The organism is Shewanella sp. FJAT-52076 (assembly GCF_019457455.1).
Lineage (GTDB): Bacteria > Pseudomonadota > Gammaproteobacteria > Enterobacterales > Shewanellaceae > Shewanella > Shewanella zhangzhouensis.
Genome location: NZ_CP080415.1, coordinates 1,321,825 through 1,339,312 on the forward strand (window position 1 = coordinate 1,321,825; position 17,488 = coordinate 1,339,312).

19 protein-coding genes are annotated in these 17,488 nt (G+C 52.3%); 10 read left to right on the plus strand and 9 right to left on the minus strand.

The genetic code is table 11. The features are described 5' to 3' along the window. The first annotated feature begins 113 nt into the window (after positions 1 to 113). Positions 114 to 968 (plus strand): 4'-phosphopantetheinyl transferase superfamily protein, encoded by an 855-nt coding sequence (locus tag K0H79_RS05730; RefSeq protein ID WP_220077611.1) that lies wholly within the window; start codon positions 114 to 116, stop codon positions 966 to 968. 125 nt (positions 969 to 1,093) lie between these two features. On the opposite strand, the gene queF is transcribed toward K0H79_RS05730, so the two are convergent. After that, positions 1,094 to 1,951 carry an NADPH-dependent 7-cyano-7-deazaguanine reductase QueF gene (gene queF / locus K0H79_RS05735; RefSeq protein WP_220067170.1) on the minus strand — a complete coding sequence of 286 codons (858 nt, stop codon included), beginning with the start codon at positions 1,949 to 1,951 and terminating at the stop codon, positions 1,094 to 1,096. Between the two features lie 59 nt (positions 1,952 to 2,010). Between queF and syd the strand changes: the two genes are divergently transcribed. Further along, positions 2,011 to 2,658 (plus strand): SecY-interacting protein, encoded by a 648-nt coding sequence (syd, locus tag K0H79_RS05740; RefSeq protein WP_220077612.1) that lies wholly within the window; start codon positions 2,011 to 2,013, stop codon positions 2,656 to 2,658. Positions 2,659 to 2,758: 100 nt separating this feature from the next. Here the strand turns inward: syd and K0H79_RS05745 are convergent, their stop codons facing one another. Both K0H79_RS05745 and K0H79_RS05750 read right to left on the minus strand, forming a co-directional pair. Further along, positions 2,759 to 3,532: a Zn-ribbon-containing protein gene (locus K0H79_RS05745; protein ID WP_220077613.1), complete on the minus strand. Its 774-nt coding sequence runs from the start codon at positions 3,530 to 3,532 to the stop codon at positions 2,759 to 2,761. After that, positions 3,532 to 3,840, minus strand: a complete 309-nt coding sequence (locus tag K0H79_RS05750; protein WP_220067173.1) for a hypothetical protein — start codon at positions 3,838 to 3,840, stop codon at positions 3,532 to 3,534. Before K0H79_RS05750 ends, K0H79_RS05745 begins: the two co-directional genes overlap by 1 nt. Positions 3,841 to 3,984: 144 nt before the next feature. On the opposite strand from K0H79_RS05750, the gene K0H79_RS05755 reads away from it, so the two are divergent. Then, the gene (locus tag K0H79_RS05755) at positions 3,985 to 4,341 is read left to right on the plus strand and encodes a DUF3192 domain-containing protein (RefSeq protein WP_220067174.1); all 357 of its coding nucleotides are present in this window, start codon (positions 3,985 to 3,987) and stop codon (positions 4,339 to 4,341) included. Between the two features lies 1 nt (position 4,342). Here the strand turns inward: K0H79_RS05755 and K0H79_RS05760 are convergent, their stop codons facing one another. Next, positions 4,343 to 4,573, minus strand: coding sequence for a DUF2789 domain-containing protein (locus K0H79_RS05760; RefSeq protein WP_220077614.1), 231 nt, complete (start codon positions 4,571 to 4,573; stop codon positions 4,343 to 4,345). Between the two features lie 134 nt (positions 4,574 to 4,707). Between K0H79_RS05760 and K0H79_RS05765 the strand changes: the two genes are divergently transcribed. After that, complete coding sequence (locus K0H79_RS05765; RefSeq protein WP_220067176.1) at positions 4,708 to 5,349, plus strand: GNAT family N-acetyltransferase; 642 nt, start codon at positions 4,708 to 4,710, stop codon at positions 5,347 to 5,349. Beyond that, the gene (locus K0H79_RS05770) at positions 5,339 to 5,653 is read left to right on the plus strand and encodes a DUF962 domain-containing protein (RefSeq protein ID WP_220077615.1); all 315 of its coding nucleotides are present in this window, start codon (positions 5,339 to 5,341) and stop codon (positions 5,651 to 5,653) included. The genes K0H79_RS05765 and K0H79_RS05770 overlap by 11 nt, the downstream gene beginning before the upstream one ends. A gap of 1,850 nt (positions 5,654 to 7,503) precedes the next feature. On the opposite strand, the gene K0H79_RS05775 is transcribed toward K0H79_RS05770, so the two are convergent. Further along, positions 7,504 to 7,893 carry a DUF3301 domain-containing protein gene (locus K0H79_RS05775; protein WP_220067178.1) on the minus strand — a complete coding sequence of 130 codons (390 nt, stop codon included), beginning with the start codon at positions 7,891 to 7,893 and terminating at the stop codon, positions 7,504 to 7,506. Next, entirely contained in the window at positions 7,890 to 8,903 is a 1,014-nt protein-coding gene (locus tag K0H79_RS05780; RefSeq protein WP_220077616.1) for a DUF3549 family protein, read from the minus strand. The genes K0H79_RS05775 and K0H79_RS05780 overlap by 4 nt, the downstream gene beginning before the upstream one ends. Positions 8,904 to 8,967: 64 nt before the next feature. On the opposite strand from K0H79_RS05780, the gene K0H79_RS05785 reads away from it, so the two are divergent. From K0H79_RS05785 to purU, 5 genes are all read left to right on the plus strand, one after another. Then, positions 8,968 to 9,342, plus strand: coding sequence for a YqcC family protein (locus tag K0H79_RS05785; protein WP_220077617.1), 375 nt, complete (start codon positions 8,968 to 8,970; stop codon positions 9,340 to 9,342). Further along, positions 9,332 to 10,144 carry a tRNA pseudouridine(65) synthase TruC gene (truC, locus tag K0H79_RS05790; protein WP_258405482.1) on the plus strand — a complete coding sequence of 271 codons (813 nt, stop codon included), beginning with the start codon at positions 9,332 to 9,334 and terminating at the stop codon, positions 10,142 to 10,144. Before K0H79_RS05785 ends, truC begins: the two co-directional genes overlap by 11 nt. A 375-nt stretch (positions 10,145 to 10,519) precedes the next feature. Next, positions 10,520 to 10,984: a flavodoxin gene (locus K0H79_RS05795; RefSeq protein WP_220077618.1), complete on the plus strand. Its 465-nt coding sequence runs from the start codon at positions 10,520 to 10,522 to the stop codon at positions 10,982 to 10,984. Further along, the gene (locus tag K0H79_RS05800; protein WP_220077619.1) at positions 10,948 to 12,405 is read left to right on the plus strand and encodes a PTS transporter subunit EIIC; all 1,458 of its coding nucleotides are present in this window, start codon (positions 10,948 to 10,950) and stop codon (positions 12,403 to 12,405) included. The genes K0H79_RS05795 and K0H79_RS05800 overlap by 37 nt, the downstream gene beginning before the upstream one ends. Before the next feature lie 159 nt (positions 12,406 to 12,564). Next, complete coding sequence (gene purU, locus K0H79_RS05805; RefSeq protein WP_220077620.1) at positions 12,565 to 13,410, plus strand: formyltetrahydrofolate deformylase; 846 nt, start codon at positions 12,565 to 12,567, stop codon at positions 13,408 to 13,410. A 40-nt stretch (positions 13,411 to 13,450) separates the two neighbouring features. Here purU and K0H79_RS05810 read toward each other — a convergent pair whose 3' ends face one another. From K0H79_RS05810 to glnD, 3 genes are all read right to left on the minus strand, one after another. Beyond that, the gene (locus tag K0H79_RS05810; RefSeq protein ID WP_220067183.1) at positions 13,451 to 13,798 is read right to left on the minus strand and encodes a DUF3718 domain-containing protein; all 348 of its coding nucleotides are present in this window, start codon (positions 13,796 to 13,798) and stop codon (positions 13,451 to 13,453) included. 264 nt (positions 13,799 to 14,062) lie between these two features. Further along, positions 14,063 to 14,887, minus strand: coding sequence for a 2,3,4,5-tetrahydropyridine-2,6-dicarboxylate N-succinyltransferase (dapD, locus tag K0H79_RS05815; protein ID WP_220077621.1), 825 nt, complete (start codon positions 14,885 to 14,887; stop codon positions 14,063 to 14,065). 26 nt (positions 14,888 to 14,913) lie between these two features. Continuing rightward, complete coding sequence (gene glnD / locus K0H79_RS05820) at positions 14,914 to 17,484, minus strand: bifunctional uridylyltransferase/uridylyl-removing protein GlnD (protein WP_220077622.1); 2,571 nt, start codon at positions 17,482 to 17,484, stop codon at positions 14,914 to 14,916. Between the last annotated feature and the right edge of the window lie 4 nt (positions 17,485 to 17,488).

Here is a 17,488-nt window from a genome sequence, read left to right on the forward strand (position 1 = left end):
ACATCCGGGACACAAGGGCCTTGGGTTCAGGTGAAAGGCCTCCGAAACCCGGTTGGTCTCGGTTATACTCTGTCGGCCGTTTTATGCCTTTTTATCACCCACGCGAGTAGCCAATGCCCAATTCTGTTACCAACCGCGGTTTAACCCTGACCCTGACCCTGACCCTGGTGACATTGCCCGGGCTTAAGGATGTGGGGGAGGAGATTGAGCAGTTGGCGCATCGTTGCAGTCACTGGCTCAGCGATGATGAGCTGGCACGCATTGGCAGAGCGACCTTGCCCGGTTTGTCCCTGCGACAACGCCTGGTGAGGCTCTGTCTCAGAGCCGAGCTTGCGCGCCAGACCCAGACGGCTCCCGACGCCTTTCGTTTCGATTACGGCCCTCAGGGCAAGCCGGAATTGCGACGGACACAAGGCGGACCCTTTGCCTTTAACCTCAGCCACAGTGGTGACCGGCTGCTGCTGGGGGTGATTAGTGGGCAAGATGGCAGCAGCGAATATAACAATGATTTGTATCTTGGCGTGGATATAGAGCGAAAACGCACCAACACCGACATTAACGCCATTTACCGCCACTATTTTTCGGCGCCGGAACAGGCTTATCTGGTGTCACTGGATAATGCCCGTAAGCGGGATGCCTTTTTTGATTTGTGGGCGTTAAAGGAGTCGTACATCAAGGCAACCGGCAGGGGGCTCGCTGAGGGATTGCATAGCTTTGCCTTCGACCTTGAACTGGCAACTCTAACGGAGATGGAAGGCTTTACCCATTTTTATCAAGGTCTTGAGCCAAAACTTGTCGGTCAGGACACAGGGGGTATCAAGTGGCAATCCTGGCTTGGACACATAGACAGTGATTATCGCGTGGCCGTTACCCTCGGAGCCTTTAGTGCAGTTGGCACAGAACTGACGCTGACACAGCGCTCATTACACAGCTTGCTGAGCGAGTGCGATTCCCACATTCCGTTTTAACGCTTAAGCTCCGTTTTAATGTTTGAATTCCGCTATAAAGCATGCTCAAGCCGTAGCTTCAATCGTTTCCCAATAATAAAGCAGCCAGATGGCTGCTTTATTTGTTGCCTTAACGCTTACGTGCCTTATTGGCGTGCCAGACGATTGTTTTCCGGCAGGTGCTCGAAGTCACTGCGAAACGGATTGATGTCCAGCCCACCGCGGCGGGTGTAGCGAGCGAATACCGTCAGCTTACTGCAACCACAATAGTGTTTAAGATCGGTAAAGATACGCTCAACACATTGCTCGTGGAACTCGTTATGCTGGCGGAACGAGATGAGATAACGCAGCAATTTCTCTCTGTCTATCTTGGGACCCTGATAACGGATCATCACACTGCCCCAATCCGGTTGCGAGGTGATAAGACAGTTTGACTTGAGCAGGTTGGAGTTCAGTGTCTCTGCCACCAATTGCTTGTCGTCAGTGCTGTTTTCAAGATAGTCCGGATTGAAGTCGTAGTTATCGACTTCGATGTCCAGATCGTCGATACAGGTACCTGGCAGCTCTACTATCCGGGCCAGACCAAAGTGTTTGGGCTCAATCACCTTGACCTTGACCTCGCCATTGGCACACTGGGCCAAGTCTTTTTCCAGGGTACGGCTGACATCGTCAACTGAGTCAAAGCGGGTCTGGTTGAAGCTGTTGAGGTACAGTTTAAAGGACTTGGACTCGATCAGGTTTTCGCTGTTTACATCCAGTTGAACATCCAGAATGGCCACCATGGGCTTGCCCTTGGCATTCAGCCAAGACAGCTCATAGCCGGTCCAGAGATCGGTTCCGTGAAAAGGCAACGTGCCTGTGAGGGCGATGGCATCCCGATTGAGTTTTCTGGGAACCCCTTGCAGCAGTGATGGCGCATACTCGGCCTGATACTCTGTGGTCTGACCCAGGGTCAGCCCCTCAAGCTCGGCGGCACCACTATAGGGATCGTGATTTCGTGTCATCAAACATCTTTCCGTGTCAAAATAGGGGCACATTATAACCTAGTTTGGACGGTTCTTAAGTGTCTTGTCTGGCTGCACTGACAAAATTTCACGAAATCTATAAAGTCGCCTTCGTGGAGCGATTGGGTGAACTGCCCCGTTGTTTTACCCACGGCAGGCCCTCTCCTTGCCTGGCTGATGACGCACTTTCCGTCAGCGACGAGCCCCAGCCTTGGCAGATGGTTTCAAGGCAAGAAGTCGCGGTGTTCGACAACGTATCCCATGCCATGGATATCGAATTACACCGCGATATCAACGATTTTTATGGACATGTATTTGCCGGTCCGTTGCAGTTCGATTCCCCCTGGGGCGAAGGGGAGCTCATTCAAATTTGGAACGAAGACGATTTTGTGTTGTTGCAGCAAAACATACTCGGCCATCTGATGATGAAAAAGCAGCTCAAGCAGCCCCAGACCTGGTTTGTCGGCTTGATTGGCGACGTGGATGAGATGGTCTCGGTAAACAATGCCGATGGCAGTGTCTGGCGTGAGGTTGCAGGGCAGGAGCCCCATGAGCAATTGGCAGAGAGTCTCGAAGCGTTTTTGCTGCAGCTAACCCCCAGGGTAGCGCCGCCTCAGCGCCATCAGGAGTCAGCGGTTACAGTAAATTCGCATCCGGGCATTTTCGCCAGTCTCAAGCGGATGTGGCAAAACCTGACGGGCCGCTGAATAGTAAATCCGAAGCATCAAAAAGGCGCCTTCTGGCGCCTTTTTTGTTGGCCACGTTTTGTTGGTCAAGGTTGGCAGATTTACCTGATGTCTATCCGGTTTACTGATAATCCCAAGACAGATTGGAGACAATACGACAGGGCTCGCAGCGGAAATGGAACATGTCGAGCAGTGGCTCATCCAAACGCCAGTCTGTGCTGCCACAGCGGGGACAGGGCCGCGCCAGCTCATCCTGTAAACTGCTGCCGCCTACCCGATACAAGTAGTAGTAGGTGGGGATTTTGGTGAGGTATTCGATGCGCCCACGGAGATCCCAGCCGCGGCGAAACAGATCGCTGCCGACACTACAAAGCTCATCCAGTGCCGCAAATTCCGCCTTGGTAGCAGAGGCCATCTGCAACTCGTCGCAGGCCTGCCACTCGGTCTGCCAGCGGATCAATTGCTTGTGATCGCCATTAAAGGTTGCCGGCAGCTTGTAGAGCGGGATTGGCAGCATGTTATCGCCGCTGCGCACCGGTGAACACATGTGCACATAGCTGGTGTACAGCAGTTGCCACTCGGGTGTGTGGGTGGCGCTTTCATTGGCATTGATGTCCTGCCCTAAGAGTTTTTCCCTTGGCGGCAGTATCTTGGCATCAGTGAGTCCTTTTAAGGCTGCTTTGGCCCACGGGCTGTTATGGCGGTTAGCCAGACTATCCTGTGCCGGCAACATCAGGCGCGCCTTAAACTCGCCGTCGTTAAAGCTGACCGCAAACTCGCGACCGAGAATTTGTCCGTTGGCACGCCAGGCTTCGAGCAGGTGATTGATGGCATGCTGAGCTGCACTGATGGTGGTGTCTGCAAAACACTCAAAACGCACTTCGCAAACGAACATCAGTGTTTACCCTCTTCGAGCGATTTGAGGCGCTCATTCAGGTTCTGACATAAGGTCTCAAGCATGGCTACCCGCTGACGCAGTGCATCCAGCTCAGACGGTGCTGTTGTTCTGGGCTCTTCGCTGATGGGTGTTGCCAGTTTTGCTTTGTCGGCATGACTGAGTTGCTTGTACTGAGTCAAGCCCTTGATGATGACCGGCATAGGGACGGCCTGCGCCAGATTGGCCTTGATGAGGGCCACACTGGGCTCCAGGCCTTTCTGTTCCAAAGAACGGGCAACTGCCAGCACCTGCTCAATTTGACTCATAGTTAGTGAAATTCCTTAATAGATCCACAAGCAAAAAATTAAATTACCTATAAAACAATTGCTTATATTTTGGCTTGTTTCTTGCTGACCCTTGACCGCTATGGCTGTGAGTTTACCACAGCGGTCATCATAAGGAGAAAAGGAATGAAAGCAGTTTATTTGGGGCTAATGTTAGCCGGGAGTCTGGTGCTCGGTGGTTGCGTGGTTAATGTGGGTGACGGTGTCAGCAGTTATCAGGATTGGGAAAAAACGCAGCAGGTTAACAGAGATCATCTGACGCAGCTCAGCTTGGGGATGGATAAATCCCAGGTACTGACATTGATGGGTAAAGCGGATTTCCATGAAGCCTGGCAGGCCGATGGTAAAGAAGTGCAGGTGTTTTTTTACCGCACCCACAGATTACACGGTGATGGCAGCACCACCAAAGAAGAATGCACACCGGTGGTACTGCACGATAACCGTTTGGTTGGCTGGGGTGAAACTGCCTATCGCAAGGGCTGATCTATTTACGTAGCCGGGTGTCCAACAGGTCAATGAGTTCTGACCAGTTGGCATCCATTTCAAGCGATTCTTTTAAAAATCCGGCTTGTGCCGGCGTCCAGAAGTCGGCCTGCCAGATGGCCAGGTCGGCGCCTATTGTGTGATTATCAATGAATTGGCTGATGGCCTTATCATTGCTGTCCAGCCCCAACTGTTCAAATAAATGACTGAGATCCACGGGAGTTGTATCCATCTTAATCCTCCGGCTGACACCATGGGTTAATAATTGATTGCTCGCGTTAAAAAGGCAAACTCGATTAATAATTGCACTTTTTTTAAGGCTTGTTACATTGGTTTGTGTGTGATCTGGATCAAGGAATAACAAGAGTGGAACACCAGACTCAGGAAAGGTTTCGCGCTGTTTATCTCACCGCCGAAGATTTGAGAGTTGCCGCCTCAATTCTTTATAACGCATACCATGATGACCCGTTTTTCATGCAAACCCTTGGGTACGAAGACAAGGTATCCTACGAGCAAAAGCTCCGGGCAGCCATTCGTGAAGAGCTTAACGAGCTGTGGCAACAGGAGCAAACCCTGGTGGGTTGGTTTGATGAAGACCGCCTGATAGGTATTGCCTGCGTGGTTAGCCAACACGCGCCCCTGGGGGAAGCTAAAAATTGGCATTGGCGCCTGAAAATGTTGTTGGGCACGGGGTGGCAGTCCACCCAGATGATCTTGAAAAAAGAGGCCCAAATTTTGGAGCATCTGCCCGGTAAGGCCTGTGGCATTTTGCAGTTTATTGCGCTGGCGCCAACAGAGCAGGGTAAAGGGCACGGCCAGCAACTGCTCAAAGCAGTGCAGTCCTGGTGTGACGATCAACCTGAGTTGGATGGCATAGGGGTATTTGTCAGCCATCCATCGCATAAGCATCTTTTCCAATCCAATGGTTTTGAAAGCCTTGGTCCCATTCACTTTGATAAAGTGGAAGGTGAGTTGATGTTTTATCGCAGGCCATCCAATGAAGCCTAAGTTTCAGAGTTTCAGCGAGTTTTACCCCTATTATCTCAGTGAACACGCCCATCCGCTTTGCCGCGCCTTACACTACCTGGGATCATCCTTGGTGCTGTTACTTCTGCTTATTCTGTTGATTTCAGGTGAGTGGCAGTGGGCCTGGTTATTGCCGGTAGTGGGATATGGCTTTGCCTGGATAGGTCATTTTTTTATTGAAAAAAACCGGCCTGCGACATTTCGTCATCCTTGGTACAGCTTTCTGGGTGATTGGGTAATGCTGTGGGATTTTATTTCCGGCAAAAAACGCAACACATGTGACTGATACAGATCTCTACAGTCCGTGTGAGACATATCTCACACGCGGCGTAGGACAAAATGGCTAAATCTCTCCGATATAGACTACCCGCTTGGGGCTGCCTCCTTTAAAAACATCAAGTTACCAGATGTGTAGGTGTTTTAAGCCCATCATTCAGCATCCAGTGCCTGGGTGTGACACCGTGTTCCTCCCCCGTATTTGTTAGACTTTATTTGCAGTCAGGGAATGACTCACACGCTGAATAAGGATGTTCCAATTCCATCGGTGCCAATGAAGGTGCCGCGCCCGGCAGGATGCGCAGGGTATCAGGCAGGTCAGGGACGCAGTGGCCGTAAGGACAGGCAGGATGCCTGAGTCAGGATGACAGCAGGATATTCAGGACAGGTTCAGGATGAACAGCACCGTTAAGGATTAGCGGTTAATGGAATCAGTGCTGAAAGGATCAGTAAGCAGGACGCGATAAGGATAGCGCTCAGGGATGCAGCAGGAACGGTAGCTGGAAGCGACCGGTCAAAGGATTGAGTACGAAAGTACAGGGAACATGGCCAGGATGCCAAGGATATGCTGGATGCAACGAGACGCATGGATGGTGCAGGGAGCACAACTTAGCGGGATGGCTAACAAGGTAAAAATGGGGCGCGCCTTTAAGACGCGCCCTTTTTCTTTGCGTCAGTTTTCCATTTGCCTGTTAATTGGCGCTGTCGATAGTCAGACTGCTGAGTACTGTCCGGGGGTTAAGACAAACTGACTACATGCCGTGTGAGATATTTCTCACACCTTATGTAAGATATGCGGGTTTGCGCATGGGATGAATTTCCTTATGGAAATTAAATAATGAATGAAAACATGCAAATAGATTTGATTTCGTCCTGTGACATTTTTGCGTCAGTGATCACAATCGTGTAAACCCCATCCCTAAACTCGCTGCAATCAGTAAAATTCAAATTGTCGAGGGAATGATGCTGGCAAAGGATGCCAAATCAGGACGATGACAGGAAAGTCTCCAGGAACGGAGCACCGATGCAGGATGTATCGGACAAGGAAGTAAATCACAGGATGTGCCAACAGGATGTTGGAATAGCGGCAAAGGACGCCAGAGCTCTCCAGGAAGGAAAGTTTGAGTGCCCCGGATGGCGCAAAACACGGACGGTTGAGTATGGAAACTCGTCAGGGATGAAGTCAGGACACGCTCACGGATGGAGCAGGCTCGGTCAAGGGATAACCGAGTGAGATGGAAAGTACGCAAGTACAGGGACAAGCAAAGGAAAGCCAAGGACGACGCAGGAAGCAACGCATACGCATGGATGGTGCAGGGAGCACAATAATAGCTGGATGGCTTAACAGGGAAACAGATGGGTGCGGTCCGAAAGGGCCGCACCCTTTCTTATTTTCAGCCTCTGTGTTTTGCCTGTTTAATCAGGTACGGACAGGTTGGAGACAGCTTTCCATCAACGTCTCAACTTATCCGCATCTCAGCATCTCGTCTTATCGCTCTCTTACGCTGATGTTAACCAAGCGCACTGATTCACTACACGATGAAATGGCTTACGCCAGGAGAGCGGCTTACACTGGGAGAGCGGCTAAGCTAAGTGCTAGAGGCAAGTCGTGTCGCCAATTGAAGGCAAAGCTTGGTAAAGAGCAACGCTTTGTGTTGGTTAACGCGCTCTTATCCGGAATCGATTGCTTGCATCGGTGTTATGTCAGTCGCCATTCCTGGCACTAAAAATAGAGCGGGCCGGTGCCCGCTCTTCGATGCGTTATTCGATTTAACCTGCGAACGAACTCCTGACTGACATTCCGATGAGGGTTGTTTTCCCTATGGAAATAGCGGCATTCGCGCGGCTTAAGGCTTACACTCAGCGACAGCTTCCGGAACTACAATTACTTTTGCTGCCGCAGCCCCCACCCAATGAACCCCTTGCTGTAGGCGCCTGATGCCATTCAGGTTCGGGAAAAATCGGCCATTCAATTTTCTGAATCTTTTTGCCCAGCATATGAATTTGGCCCCGATATTGATTGATGCCATCGGTCGAGAACTCAAACAGATAACTTGCTTTCCAACCTATTCCGGTACTGGCTCCCAAAGTTGGTTTGGCACTGAGCTGGGCAATTGCCAGTAATTGCACGTTTTGGCGCTTTGCTTCTTTTTCGGCGAACATGCGGGCAATTTCTGCCATTTGTCTCAATTGCCAGAAAAACGCTGCAATCAAAGCAACGCCAAGGAGTAAAAGCAAGTCGGTCATCATGATTTGGTCGCCTTGAAGAGTCCGCCGATGGCCAGAGACAGGGCATCGCTGCGATTCGGGTCCCGGATAGCCATCAGCATGGACGTGCGCAGTGCCGGGATAGCCACAATATCAGCAAAGACTTGATTGAAAAAGTCTTGCGGCATCAAGGCCAGCGCTTCCAGGAAGTTTTTGCGACACACATCATCCCGCAGCGCCAACCAATTGCGTCCTGCGATGCAGATCAGCACCTCTTCGGTTAGCAGCCGCTTCTCGGTCAGGGTGGCGATGGCTTGCACAGAGGCATCAGATTGGCTGCCAAGGGCGCGCAAAAAATAGATGAGACGTGCATCCCTGTATTCTTCGAGGCCCGCCAAGAGCGCGTCTTTTACTTCATCAGATACCAGCACATGTTCGAGGCACTGACAGAGGGCTATCTGAACTTCCATAGGCGCATTGTTCAGGGCACGGGCCACTATGGCAGCATGGTCCAACTCACCGAGTCTGACACAGATGTCGGCGAGCCCCTGAAACCCCACGTTCGGCCAGGACTCTGCCGGCAGTTGGCCTGACAGATACTGAGCGGCAAATTCATACTGACTGGAGGCCGCACGTCCCAGATGACGGCGCACCAACGCATTAAAAATAGCCAGTTTCTCCTGAGTGGGTTTAAAGCTGAACGGATGATTGGCCATCTTCTGCTGCTCATCTTCGCTCAGCGTTCGGGTCAAATCCTGACCAAGCGCCTCCAAAATCATTTGAATGAACTGGCTGCGCGGTGCGGGGCTCAGCAGGCCCCGCTCATCCAGCGGCAGACTGATAAACCACACAAAGTGCTGTTCGCTGGCATCCCAAAATACCAGTGCCATTTTGGCGTGCCCCTGAATGGGGTAAGGGTAGGGGGCCTGCAATGCTTCAATTTGGGCAAAGGCCATGGCGTCGATATGTTGCACCCGGCGCCCCAGATCGTACACCTGAAACTGGGTCTTGGCGGTGGAAAGAAATTGACTGATGCTGGTGATTTCTGCCATCTGAAAGCGGCCTGTAAAAGAGAGTGTTCCGATGGGGCGTCATTATAGGGTTAAGTGGCGCAAGATGGTACAATTGCCCTTTTCAGCAGAGTCTTTCCCCATGTCCGCTGCCAGTTTGCCCATGTTCGACACTAAACTGATTTCACTGCTCGACGAGTTGGAGCATGCGCTCAAAGCCGCGTTACTGTGGCGGGATGAGATGCCAACCGCACAAGCCCTGGCCAGTCAGGCCCCATTCGGTTGTGACTTATTGGCGTTTGAAGAGTGGCTGCAGTTTATCTTTTTGCCACGGTTTCGCACGCTTCTGGAGACAGGACAAGCTCTTCCCTCGGCGATGTCCGTATTGCCTATGGCCCAGCATGTTTGGGGCACTCACGCAGACAAAGAAACCCTGTTGATTATCCTTGCAAATCTGGATGATGCCGTTAATGGAAAATGAAACAGTACAGGCCGGTACTTTTGAGTTGGCATTTGCCGACACGGCGCCTGCCATTGAAATCCTCTACGAAGATGAAGCCATGGTGGCCATTCATAAGCCTGCCGGGCTGCTTGTGCATCGCACATATCTAGCGCGAAAGGAACATTGGTTTGCGATGCAGCTGACACGGGATCTGGTGGGTTGTCATGTGTTTCCGGTTCACCGTCTTGACCGGCCTACATCGGGTGTATTGCTCTTTGCCAAATCCAGCGAGGTGGCCAATAGCCTGTGCGGTCAGTTTGCCAGCCACAACATCCGCAAACACTATCTGGCATTGGTTCGCGGCAATATGTTTGACGCAGGCGTACTTGATTACGCTCTCAAAGAAGAACTTGATGAGCTAGCTGATAAAGACGTTGACCCCGATAAGCCTGCCCAAGAGGCGATTACGGCTTACCGGCCACTGCTGAACAGTGAAATTCCCTATTCATCCGGACGTTATCCAAGCAGCCGTTTTGCCCTGATGCATCTGCAGCCCCAAACGGGACGCAAACATCAACTACGCAGGCATATGGCGCATCTGCGCCATCCTATCGTGGGTGATACAACCCATGGTGATGGCAAGCAAAACCGCTTTTTCCGCGAGCACTTTGGGGTCAATCGCTTGTGGCTGATTGCGAAACGACTGGAGCTGACACACCCACTTACGGGGGTGCCTATCGCCATTGAAACTGAATTGGAGCCTGAGTGGCTTGATGTGTTTTCCGGGCTGGGATGGGACGAGGCAACCTTGGCGTTATCGCCATCCATGCTTATTGCCTGATCAGCCTGTTTGTTTCAGCCTTGCTTTGATTTCGGCAAGGCTGACAAAACCTGCCACTTGAGTATGGGGAACATCGGGCCAGATTTTTTGACTTTGAAAGTAACGGCTTCGTCTGTGCTGACAGGCTTTGTGCTGTTTCTTGCGGCAGCTCGGTTGCATGGCGTGCTTCCCGTAAATGAGCATCCGTCCATGGTTATCTGTGCTTCAAATCTGTCCTTCCCCGAAAAGGGCTTGAAGCAGAACCCTTAACAAGGTAGCACGAATAACGGAAATGTCGCCAATGAATATGATAACTTGCCTGTGATTGGTGCTTTCGCGTATGTTTGAGTCCATATTACTGATTATTTTAAATTAAACCGGGAGATTTACCCCGAAATGAAACACGTTGACCTGGCATTCGGTACTGTTTATGGCAGCGCGCAGTTTGTGGCTGAAACCCTGGCAGACGAACTCGCAGTTCTGGGTTATGGCGTGCGGCTATGGCAATCCCATGAGCTGAACGCCTTCACTCCCAGTAATGAAGGATTATTGATTCTGGTGTCGTCCACCACTGGCAGCGGTGATTTACCGGAAGACATCCAATCCTGGTATTACCGCATCCTATCCACCGCGCCCTATCTACCCGGTCTTCATTACAGCGTCATTGGCCTGGGAGATTCCAGCTACAGCGAGTTTTGTGGTGCCGGCGAAAAGTTGGATGCACTCTTTGCAGAGCTGGGGGCCAAACAGGTCCTGCCGCTGCTGCGCATAGATTCAATGGAAACCATGGAACCGGAATTAGAGGCCAAAACGTGGCTGACGCAATGGCACCAGCAAGTTCAGCACGGCCTGAACGACTAACCCGCCTGAACCGTCATTGGTTCAGGTTTGCCCAGCGGCTGTCGCAAACGCTGCTTATTCCCATCGCCATACTGCCGGCAGCGGGCGTCATGATAGGGATTGCAACCAATCCCTTGCCCTTTATTCCGGATGTGTTCAATGTGTTGATGTTGAGTGTGGGCAAGCTCATCTTCGACATCATGCCCATGCTGTTTGCCATTGCCGTCGCCATTGGTTTCTGCCGCGATCAGGGTATTGCCGCCTTCTCTGCTGCCTTTGGTTACGGCGTGCTGCTGTCTACTCTGGCAGCGGCAGCCAAGGTCTATCATTTGCCCTCCCACATAGTCTGGGGTACGCCCACCATAGATACCGGCATAGCCGGCGGAATGTTGGTGGGGGGGATCACCTGTGTTGCGGTGCGACTCAGTGAAAAACTCAGGCTGCCTGCCGTGTTTTCGTTTTTTGAAGGCAGACGCAGCGCCCCGCTGATAATGATCCCCTTGGTCATGTTGCTCGCCGTGATGCTGGCGTTTATCTGGCCGCCACTTGCCTTATTCATTGAGCGTTTATCTGACTGGGCCGTGTATCAGGAGCCTGCGATTGCTTTTGGATTTTACGGCATGGTTGAGCGGTTATTGCTGCCACTTGGGCTTCACCATATCTGGAATGCGCCGTTTTATCTGGAAGTGGGTCAGTATGCCCGTGATGGCGACATTGTACGGGGGGAGATGGCGAGATATTTTGCCGGCGATCCCTCTGCGGGTAACCTTGCTGGTGGCTACCTGATTAAAATGTGGGGACTGCCCGCTGCCGCACTGGCGATATGGCGCTGCGCCGACAAGAATCAACGCAACCGGGTGGCTGGGGTGATGTTATCGGCGGCGACCGCCAGCTGGCTGACCGGGGTGACCGAGCCGATAGAATTTGCCTTTTTGTTTGTGGCACCACTCCTGTACCTGTGCCATGCCCTGCTGACTGGCCTAGCTTACAGCATCGCCATTTTGCTTGATATTCACCACAGTGTGGTATTTTCCCATGGTCTGGTGGATTTCGTACTCCTGTTTCCCCAATCGAGTAATACCCATTGGATTTGGTTCCTGGGGCCGCTGACATTTGTGATTTACTACATCCTGTTCCGGGCCTGTATTCTGGCCTTTAACCTGAAGACTCCCGGCCGCTTTGAAGCCGATACGGGCCAGCAGCGCAATTTGCTCGCCATCGTTTCAGCACTGGGCGGCGGCGGAAACATTGCCGATCTCTCTGCGTGCCTTACCCGTCTTAGGATCAGCGTTGCCGATCCCACCCAGGTAGACAGGCAAAGGTTGATGTCATTGGGAGCCAAAGGTGTCATCGTGGTGGGCAGTGGCGTTCAGTTGGTGTTTGGCACCAAGGCCGAGACTTTAAGAAAGCTGCTGCAGCGTTATCTGGATACCCGTAGCTAAGCCGTCTGTTGTGAAATCTTGAAATTTACTGCCAATTTTTTGCGTTTTTCCCTGTTTCCTCCCGTGTGTTTGCCTGATAGCTGATAAAAATCAGCGTAATTCGCTATTAATGCTGTGCCTGTGGCATGCTGCCCAAAATACAACGAATAGGGGAAGTGTGTGTTGCAACCATCAGATCGCCGGGTATTGATTACCGATTGTGCCGATGCCAAGGGGCTTATCGCCAAAATCACGGGCGTGTGTTTTGAAAATGGCCTCAACATCATCAAAAACGACGAGTTTGTCGATAATACCGAAGGGCGCTTTTTTATGCGTACCGAGCTCGAAGGCCTGGTAGATGAAGCCGGCTTACTTGGCGCGCTCGATGAGGTGCTGCCGGCACACCATCACACCAGCCTGAAGCCGGCCGGGCGCAAAAGAGTGGTGGTATTGGTGACCAAGGAGGCGCACTGCCTGGGTGACTTATTGATGAAGGCCTATTATGGCGCTCTGGACGTGGATATTGCTGCCGTGGTGGGTAATTACGACAAACTCAAACCGCTTACAGAGAAATTTGAGATTCCTTTTCATTATGTCAGCCACGAAGGGCTGGACAGACACCAACATGAAGCGGCGCTGGCTGAGGTCATTGCGCCTTACGCCCCGGATTATCTGGTGCTGGCCAAGTTTATGCGTATTCTGACGCCGGAATTTGTTGCGCGATATCCCAATCGCATCATCAATATTCATCACTCGTTTTTGCCGGCCTTTATTGGTGCCAATCCCTACCGGCAGGCCTGGGAGCGTGGCGTGAAGATAATCGGGGCTACGGCTCACTTTGTGAATAATTGTCTGGATGAAGGTCCTATCATTAAGCAGGATGTCATTCACGTTGATCACAATTACAGTGCAGCGGAGATGGCAAGGGCAGGACGGGATGTGGAAAAATCGGTGTTGAGCCGGGCGCTGGGTTTGGTACTGGCCGATAAGGTCGTGGTTTACGGTAACAAAACCGTGGTGTTTTAACGCAGCACCCACCAAAAAGGCGCCTCGGCGCCTTTTTGTGCTACTTGTCGAACTCTACATAAAGCATTTCATCGGCGTGATTCATGGCCAAATCTTTGATGGTGACTTTACCTGGCAGGTAGCGGGCAATGCGTTCGGCAGTGCGGTTTGACCCGTTGGATACGGCGAAGTCATAGAAGGTTTCACCGTTGCAAACCAAACGGGGGAACACACGGGTTTCGTTAATGCGGTGTTCTTTCATAGTCGAATGGAATTGCACCTGGCTGTCACTCAATCCGGTTTTACATACTGCAATCAGCTTGTTTTCCACATCGGGGCTCATGGCGGCGGTAGCACCCAGACTCAGACATCCTAAAGTCAGTGCGGCAAAGGCGTGTTGTATCTTCATTTGTACTCTCCTCGTTGTACAGACACCCCTAGATTACAGCTCTCTCCTTACACAAAATCGACACATAAAGTATGTCATTCTGTATGAATTTGTGACTATCCACCGTGCTGTATCCCCCATGGAGCCTGGTGGGGGATACTTTTGCATGCAGATTGGCAAGTGTTTGAAAATTGATTGGTGTAATGCACCGCCATTACATTGCGGTGGATAAGTTCAGACAATAAAAAAGCAGACCTGAGTCTGCTTTTTTATATTGTGTACTATTTAATCGACAATACGCAGCAGTTCATTGATACCGACTTTACCGCGGGTCTTTTCATCTACCTTCTTCACTATGATGGCGGCGTACAGATTGTACTTCCCACAGGAAGAGGGCAGGGTACCTGATACCACCACTGAACCGGCAGGAACGCGGCCGTAGTGGATTTCACCGGTTTCACGGTCGTAAATGCGGGTGCTCTGGCCAATGTACACGCCCATGGAGATCACAGAGCCTTCTTCTACCACCACGCCTTCCACGATTTCAGAGCGGGCACCGATGAAGCAGTTGTCCTCAATGATGGTAGGACCGGCCTGCAGCGGCTCGAGTACGCCGCCGATGCCGACGCCACCTGACAGGTGCACGTTTTTACCAATTTGCGCACAGGAGCCCACGGTGGCCCAGGTATCAACCATGGTGCCTTCGTCAACATAGGCACCGAGGTTAACGTAAGATGGCATCAGCACGGTGTTTTTGCCGATAAACGAGCCCTTGCGAACGGCAGCTGGGGGCACAACGCGGATGGCCTCGGCGCGGAAACGTGCTTCGTCGTAGTCAGCAAACTTCATGGGTACCTTATCGAAGTACTTGGTTTCACCGCCTTCGATAACGCCATTGTCAAAAATGCGGAACGACAGCAGTACGGCCTTTTTCAGCCATTGGTTAACATGCCACTGGCCGTCGATTTTCTCGGCCACGCGCAGTTCGCCCTTGTCGAGCATGTTGATGACTGTCTCAACATCGGCACGCACGCCTGGCTCGACACTGCTTGGGGTGATGGTTGCGCGAGCTTCAAAAGCCGCCTCGATACGCTGGCGTAAAGCCTCCATGTGGGTTCTCCCGTTTTGATAAGGTGTTAAAAAATTGTCTGGGACAGGGCACTGACCAGTGCCTCTTTAAGCCGTCGCTGCTCCTCTTCACTGAGGGCCTGACCGTCATTGGTTTGCAGTACGAAAAAGTCTTCAGCCCGCTCACCGATAGTGGTGATTTTTGCTGCCAGCAAGGTTATCTCACAGCGGTAGAAAATGTCACCCACTCTTGCGAGCAGGCCGGGCATATCCAGAGCGATAAGTTCCATCATACTTGTACCATGACGGCTACCCGGCAGAAAACTGACCTGTGTTGGTACGTTAAAAGGTTTCATCTTGCGGGAAAGCTTACGGAACTTTGGCGGTCTGGGGTTTTCACTGGCAAGTGCCTTTTCAAGGCCCTTGCGGATACTCTGAATGCGCGACAACTGCATCAGGGGTTCGCCATCCTGCTCAAGGATAACAAAGCTGTCCAGGGCATAGTTGTCCTTGGATGTCATTACCGTCGCGTCGTGGACATTGATGTTTTTGTTATCCAGTACCGCCATCACTGTGGCAAACAGCTTGGGTTTGTCGCGGCAGTAAACAAATAACTCAGTGCCGCCCCGGGTGGTGTGCTTGGAAATCAGCACCAGCGGCTCATCCTGGCGGTGTTTGAGAATGCCCTCGGCATGCCAGGCGATTTGATTGGGCTGATGGCGCAAAAAGTAATCGGCTTTGAATCTCGCCCACAGGGCATCAAGCTCTTTTTCCTTCACGCCACGGCGAAGCAGCTCTTTTTTGGCCTTGGCTTGGTATTCCCGCACCCGGGCGCGGATATCCACCGGTTTTTCTTTCCCCCGCGCCAGAACCCTTTGAGTCGAAAAGTACAGGTCCCGCAGCAGTGAGCCTTTCCAGTTGTTCCAGGTTTTTTCGTTCGTGGCGCAGATATCCGCCACCGTCAGGCAATAGAGATAACTCAAGTGCACCGCATCGCGCACCTTGCCGGCAAAGTCGGCCACCACATCGGGGTCTGAAATATCCCGCCTTTGGGCTGTCACCGACATCACCAGGTGGTTTTCAACCAGCCAGCTCACCAAGCGCCCATCGTGATCGTTCAGGCCATGGGACTTGCAAAACGCCAGCGCATCCACGGCGCCAAGCTTGCTGTGATCGCCGCCGCGGCCCTTGGCGATATCATGGAAGATGGCCGCGAGCACCAGCAGACCTTTTTTCGGCAGCTGGTTAATCAGCACAGAACCCAGGGGGAACTCATCTTTTTGCTCCGGCTGCGAAAAGCGTTCGATATTGAGCAGCAGCCTGTGGGTGTGTTCATCCACTGTGTAGGCGTGAAAGAGGTCGAACTGCATTTGGCCTTCGATGGCGCGCCAGGCGGGCAAATAGGCCGACAGAATACCGTGCTTGTGCATCAGGGAAAACGCCGAAATTCCCCGCGGATGGCGCAGGATTTCCATAAACACCTGGCGGCATTCTGGGTATTCCATCAGTGGCTGGGTGAGCGCCTTGCGTGCCTGGCGCATTGAGCGCAGGGTAGGGGCGTAGATACCCCGTATATTGGAGTTGCGGGCTATCAGCAGAAACAGCCCCATGATGTCTTCCGGCTTCACGAACGGATTGGCGGAAAGGGCCTCAATAAAGCTGCCACGGCGCTGAAAGTTGTCGTTTATCGGCACAATTTCCAACGCTTTGGTGTGGCCCAATGTTGCGCGTTTGAACAGCTGCAGCAGCATCTCATTGAGCTCCATCACCCGCCGAACCGTGCGGTAGTAGAGCTTCATCATCTGTTCGACCGCAAGCTGGGTCTTGTCTTCGTAGCCCAGGAGCTCAGCGACCTGGCGCTGCAGGTCAAACAGTAAGCGGTTTTCGTCCCGTCCAGAGGCGATGTGCAGGGCAAAGCGGATTTGCCACAAAAATTGCTGACACTCCAGAAGCTCTTCAAGTTCTATCGGCTCAAGAAAACCGTAACCGACCAGCTCTTCGAGGCGCGACGCATTGAAGTGACGCATGGCAACCCAGGCCACGGTTTGGATGTCGCGAAGGCCACCCGGGCAACTTTTGACGTTGGGTTCCAAATCGAAGGCGCTCGCCTTGGTGTGTCGGGCATGCTGCTCATCCCGCTTGGCCACAAAAAAATCGCTGGATGGCCAAAAATCCTGGGTGCGGATGGCATCGTACAGCTCATCAAACAGGGGCTCTTTGCCGGCGAGAAAGCGCGCCTCCAACAAATTGGTGGCGATGGTGATATCGTCCCGGCCGAGGGTAAGAGTATCTTTGATGGTACGGACGCTGTGGCCAATTTCCAGGCCCGCGTCCCATAAAAAGGCAATAAAGTAACCGAGGACAAACTCCGCTTCTTTGGGGAGCTTTTCATCCACCAACATCAGCAAATCTATATCTGAGTGGGGATGCAGCTCACCACGACCATATCCCCCCACCGCAACCAGCGCGATGGGGAAGTTGGCCAGGCCATGTTGGCTCCAGGCGGTTTGCAGTAATTCATCGACGACCCGGCAGCGGCGCCTGACCAGTTCGACTACATCTTCACGGGCCGCGAAGGCCAGCGCCAGTTCCTGATTCAGCGCCTGCAAAGAGGCTTTGGCCTGCTGAGCCGTCGTCATGGAT

What these genes read in the sequence shown, in the direction of transcription:
- K0H79_RS05780 (WP_220077616.1), bottom strand. Translation starts at nt 8,903, where the DNA reads ATGGCAGAAATCACCAGCATCAGTCAATTTCTTTCCACCGCCAAGACC.
- glnD (WP_220077622.1), bottom strand. Translation starts at nt 17,484, where the DNA reads ATGACGACGGCTCAGCAGGCCAAAGCCTCTTTGCAGGCGCTGAATCAG.
- K0H79_RS05800 (WP_220077619.1), top strand. Translation starts at nt 10,948, where the DNA reads ATGGCACCAGCAAGTTCAGCACGGCCTGAACGACTAACCCGCCTGAAC.
- K0H79_RS05760 (WP_220077614.1), bottom strand. Translation starts at nt 4,573, where the DNA reads ATGGATACAACTCCCGTGGATCTCAGTCATTTATTTGAACAGTTGGGG.
- K0H79_RS05785 (WP_220077617.1), top strand. Translation starts at nt 8,968, where the DNA reads ATGGTACAATTGCCCTTTTCAGCAGAGTCTTTCCCCATGTCCGCTGCC.
- truC (WP_258405482.1), top strand. Translation starts at nt 9,332, where the DNA reads ATGGAAAATGAAACAGTACAGGCCGGTACTTTTGAGTTGGCATTTGCC.
- dapD (WP_220077621.1), bottom strand. Translation starts at nt 14,887, where the DNA reads ATGGAGGCTTTACGCCAGCGTATCGAGGCGGCTTTTGAAGCTCGCGCA.
- K0H79_RS05795 (WP_220077618.1), top strand. Translation starts at nt 10,520, where the DNA reads ATGAAACACGTTGACCTGGCATTCGGTACTGTTTATGGCAGCGCGCAG.
- K0H79_RS05750 (WP_220067173.1), bottom strand. Translation starts at nt 3,840, where the DNA reads ATGAGTCAAATTGAGCAGGTGCTGGCAGTTGCCCGTTCTTTGGAACAG.
- K0H79_RS05745 (WP_220077613.1), bottom strand. Translation starts at nt 3,532, where the DNA reads ATGTTCGTTTGCGAAGTGCGTTTTGAGTGTTTTGCAGACACCACCATC.
- K0H79_RS05730 (WP_220077611.1), top strand. Translation starts at nt 114, where the DNA reads ATGCCCAATTCTGTTACCAACCGCGGTTTAACCCTGACCCTGACCCTG.
- K0H79_RS05755 (WP_220067174.1), top strand. Translation starts at nt 3,985, where the DNA reads ATGAAAGCAGTTTATTTGGGGCTAATGTTAGCCGGGAGTCTGGTGCTC.
- K0H79_RS05810 (WP_220067183.1), bottom strand. Translation starts at nt 13,798, where the DNA reads ATGAAGATACAACACGCCTTTGCCGCACTGACTTTAGGATGTCTGAGT.
- K0H79_RS05775 (WP_220067178.1), bottom strand. Translation starts at nt 7,893, where the DNA reads ATGATGACCGACTTGCTTTTACTCCTTGGCGTTGCTTTGATTGCAGCG.
- queF (WP_220067170.1), bottom strand. Translation starts at nt 1,951, where the DNA reads ATGACACGAAATCACGATCCCTATAGTGGTGCCGCCGAGCTTGAGGGG.
- K0H79_RS05770 (WP_220077615.1), top strand. Translation starts at nt 5,339, where the DNA reads ATGAAGCCTAAGTTTCAGAGTTTCAGCGAGTTTTACCCCTATTATCTC.